This is a genomic window from Trinickia sp. (assembly GCF_057351765.1).
In genome coordinates this window covers 1-3,813 of sequence record NZ_JBMRBK010000090.1, presented here as the reverse complement: position 1 = coordinate 3,813, position 3,813 = coordinate 1, and the positions used below count along the sequence as shown (strand labels likewise).

Below are 3,813 nucleotides of genomic sequence, written 5' to 3'. Positions count from 1 at the left end.
CCGGCGAGCGCGGCGGCGTCCTCTGGATGACGGGCCTCTCGGGCGCCGGCAAATCGACGCTCGCTCATGCCGTCAAGGAACGGCTCGAAGCGAGGCGCTGCATGGTAGTGGTGCTCGATGGGGACATCCTGCGTACCGGCCTGAATTCGAACCTCGGCTTCAGCCACGCCGACCGCCTGGAAAACGTCCGCCGCACCGCCGAAGTGGCCGCGCTATTCAAAAACGCGGGATTCGTCGTGATCGGCGCGCTGATTTCGCCGGCACGCGAGCATCGCAGTCTTGCGCGTTCGATCGTCGGCGAGCGCTTCTTCGAAGTGCACGTCGCCAGCAGTCTTGCCGTATGCGAATCGCGGGACCCGAAAGGACTCTATTCACGTGCGCGACGCGGCGAGTTGCCTGAGTTCACGGGCGTATCGTCGCCCTATGAGGCCCCCGTCTCGCCCGATCTGACGATCGATACGGCCGGTCTCACGATCGATGATTCCGTCGCGCGATTCGAGTCATTCATTCAAGCGAACATCGCGCCGGTGCGCTTTGCGGTTTAACGCTGATCGTATTCGGCACCCAGCGGTGCCGTATCCGAAGCGCTCGGCGCCATGGCCGGCGCCGGTTGCGATGGCCTCAATCGAGCAAGACCGGCCGCCACGGCATCTCTAGCCCTCGCCGCCAGTACGCGCCTGTCCTCTACCGCGTCGATTGCGTCGCCCACATACAAGTGCGCCGTCAACGGACCGCCGCGCAAGACGGTATCGACCGATTCGCCCAGCGACATATCGCCGATATAAGCGGGCGCCGTCGATTGCCGGCCCTCGGCATCCTCGTATAAAAGGCAGATGGGCTGCACGCGGCAACCGGCCGAAACAGCCGCTTGAAACAGGTTCGAGTGAAACGGCAACAAGTCGAGACCATCCGAGGTCGTGCCCTCGGGAAACATGCACATCACCTCGCCCGCTTGCAGCCGCGCCGCCATCTCGTGCATCGTGCGATGGGCGTCTCTGCGCTTTTCCCGGTGCACGAAGATCGTGCCCAATTGATGCGCGAGCCAGCCGACGATGGGCCAATGGCGCACTTCGGCCTTCGAAACGAACGGCGTCGGCCGCCACGCATTGATGACATAAATATCGAGCCACGAGACGTGGTTGCCGACCACCAGCGCACCGTGGTCGAGCCGCGCCTCGTCATGATGCACGACGAGCTTGACGCCTGCGAGCCGCAACACCTTGAGCGACCACGCGCGGATGAGCATCAGCTTGCGCTCGGGCGAGGCGTGCGGAAAGCGTGTCGCGACGATCCACATCCCGTGCAGCAGGTGCAGCCCCAGCCGGGCCTTGGCAAGCGCGAGTTTCATTCGAGTCGGTCCATTCGGATCGGCAGGGACGCGCTCACACGCGCTCGTAGGCGAGACGGCCCGCGACGATCGTCGCCATCACATGGCCCGGCAGTTCGTAGCCCAGAAAGGGCGTGTTGTGACCCTGGCTCTTCAACACGCGCGGCTCGACGCGCCAGTGCGCGCTCGCATCGAAAACGCACAGATCGGCCACGGCACCCACTTCGATGCGCCCCGCGGGCAGCTTGAGCACATCGGCCGGTGCGGCGGTGATCCGGCTCAATGCCTTCGCCAGCGGAATACGTGCTTCCTGGGCCCATTTCACCGTCAGCGAGAGCAGCAGCTCGAGGCCGGTCGCGCCCGGGGTCGCTTCGCCGAAGGGCAACAGCTTTTCGTCGTCGTCGACAGGCGTGTGATTCGATGCAATCGCATCGATGGTGCCGTCCGCCAGGCCCGCACGGATCGCCTCGCGATCGCGTTGCCCGCGCAACGGCGGATCGAGCCGGAATTGCGCGTCGAAGTAACCGATGTCGACGTCGATCAGATGGACGTGGTTCGCCGAGACATCGCATGTGACGCGCAACCCTTCGGCCTTGGCTTCTCGCACGAGCGCGATACCGGCCGCCGACGATAGTTGCGGCAGATGCACGCGCGCACCGGTCACGCGCATCAATTCGAAGATCGTATGCAGTGCGATCGTCTCGGCTGCAACGGGCACGCCCGGCAAACCGAGCCGCGAAGCAACTGCGCCGCTCGCCGCCACGCCGCCCTTGGCGAGATAGGCATCCAGCGGCCGCAGCCATACGGTGTAGTCATACGTGCTCGCATACTGCAACGCGCGCAGGAGCACCTGTGTGTCGACGACGGGCACATCGGCCTGCGAAAACCCGATACAACCGGCTTCGGTCAGCTCGACCATCTCGGTGATGATCTGCCCCTTCAAGCCGACGGTCAACGCGCCGAGCGGATACACGTGCACGCGCTCGAGGCTGCTCGCGCGGAATTTCAACATGTCGACGAGACCGGGCTCGTCGAGTACGGGCTCGGTATCGGGCGGACATACGAGGCTCGTCACGCCGCCAGCCAGCGCCGCGGCGGTTTCCGACTCGAGCGTGGCGCGATATTCGTAGCCGGGCTCGCGCAGCCGCGCGGACAAATCGACGAGCCCCGGCACGACGTGGCGCCCCTTCGCATCGACGCGCTTCGCAGCATCGAAACCGGCCGGTGCGGTACCGATCGCCGCGATCTTGCCCTCGTCGATGAATACATCGGCCCGCGCCTCGCTGCCCGCCACGGGGTCGATCAACGTGCCGCCTTCGATATGAATCTTCATGCGCTGCCTTCTTTATTCCGTCCGTCTTTGTTTTCGCATTCCCGCGCGCGTACCTGCCGCCCGTGCATCGGCGCGGGCCAGCGCCACGATCGGGCAGACCGTCTCAATCGTTGTTGCCTGCCACGATGCCCATCACGGCCATGCGCACGGCGATGCCGAACGTCACCTGATCGAGAATCACCGATTGCGGGCCATCCGCCACTTGCGAATCGATCTCGACGCCGCGGTTCATCGGCCCCGGGTGCATCACGATCGCATCGGGCTGGGCAAGCGCAAGACGTTCGGGCGTCAACCCCCAGCTCTTGAAATACTCCTGCGCCGAAGGCAACAGCGCCCCGCTCATCCGTTCGTTCTGCAACCGCAGCATGATGATGACGTCGACACCCTTCAATCCCTCGTCGAGGTTGTTGAACACCCGCACACCCATCTGTTCGAGCCCGCCCGGCAACAGCGTGCGCGGGCCGATCGCGCGTACCTCCGGCACGCCGAGCGTGGTGAGCGCATGGATATCGGAGCGCGCAACGCGCGAATGCAGAATGTCGCCGACGATCGCCACGCGCAGATTCGTGAAATCCCGCTTGTAATGCCGAATCGTGTACATGTCGAGCAGGCCCTGCGTCGGATGCGCATGGCGCCCGTCGCCGGCATTGATGACGTGCACGTGCGGCGCGCAGTGCTGCGCAATCAGATAAGGGGCCCCGCTCGATGCATGGCGAACGACGAACATATCGGCATGCATCGCCGACAGATTGTTGATCGTATCGAGCAACGATTCGCCTTTGCTCGTCGACGATGCATTGATGTTCAGGTTGATGACGTCGGCCGACAAGCGCTTGGCCGCAATCTCGAACGTGGTCCGCGTGCGCGTCGAGTTCTCGAAGAACAGGTTGAAGACGGACTTGCCGCGCAAGAGCGGCACCTTCTTCACCTCACGATCGGTGACACTCACGAACTGCTCGGCCGTATCGAGAATGTGCGTGACGATCGCGCGCGGCAATCCCTCGATCGTCAGCAGATGCTTGAGCTCGCCGTTTTTCGTCAGTTGCGGATTGCCCTTCAGGAAACCGTAGCGAAAACGGTCTGCCGAAGTTGCATGGTCGGCCTGCCCCGGGGTGACGGTGTTCATATTCTGCCTGCTGCAAACGTGGGTCGG

The 3,813-nt window shown here is 64.0% G+C and carries 4 protein-coding genes; 1 reads left to right on the top strand and 3 read right to left on the bottom strand.

Annotation, left to right across the window (positions count from 1 at the left end):
• A partial coding sequence (gene cysC / locus ACO1XS_RS24470; RefSeq protein ID WP_486391909.1) for an adenylyl-sulfate kinase occupies positions 1-545 on the top strand: 545 nt, incomplete at its 5' end.
• On the opposite strand, the gene ACO1XS_RS24465 is transcribed toward cysC, so the two are convergent.
• The 3 genes from ACO1XS_RS24465 to ACO1XS_RS24455 all read right to left on the bottom strand — a co-directional run bounded on the left by ACO1XS_RS24465 (position 542) and on the right by ACO1XS_RS24455 (position 3,786).
• A complete protein-coding gene (locus tag ACO1XS_RS24465) occupies positions 542-1,348 on the bottom strand; it encodes a lysophospholipid acyltransferase family protein (RefSeq protein WP_486391908.1) in 807 nt (268 codons plus the stop codon). The genes cysC and ACO1XS_RS24465 overlap by 4 nt on opposite strands.
• A 34-nt stretch (positions 1,349-1,382) precedes the next feature.
• Positions 1,383-2,660, bottom strand: a complete 1,278-nt coding sequence (locus tag ACO1XS_RS24460) for a dihydroorotase (protein WP_486391907.1) — start codon at positions 2,658-2,660, stop codon at positions 1,383-1,385.
• Between the two features lie 103 nt (positions 2,661-2,763).
• Complete coding sequence (locus ACO1XS_RS24455) at positions 2,764-3,786, bottom strand: aspartate carbamoyltransferase catalytic subunit (RefSeq protein ID WP_331573666.1); 1,023 nt, start codon at positions 3,784-3,786, stop codon at positions 2,764-2,766.
• Between the last annotated feature and the right edge of the window lie 27 nt (positions 3,787-3,813).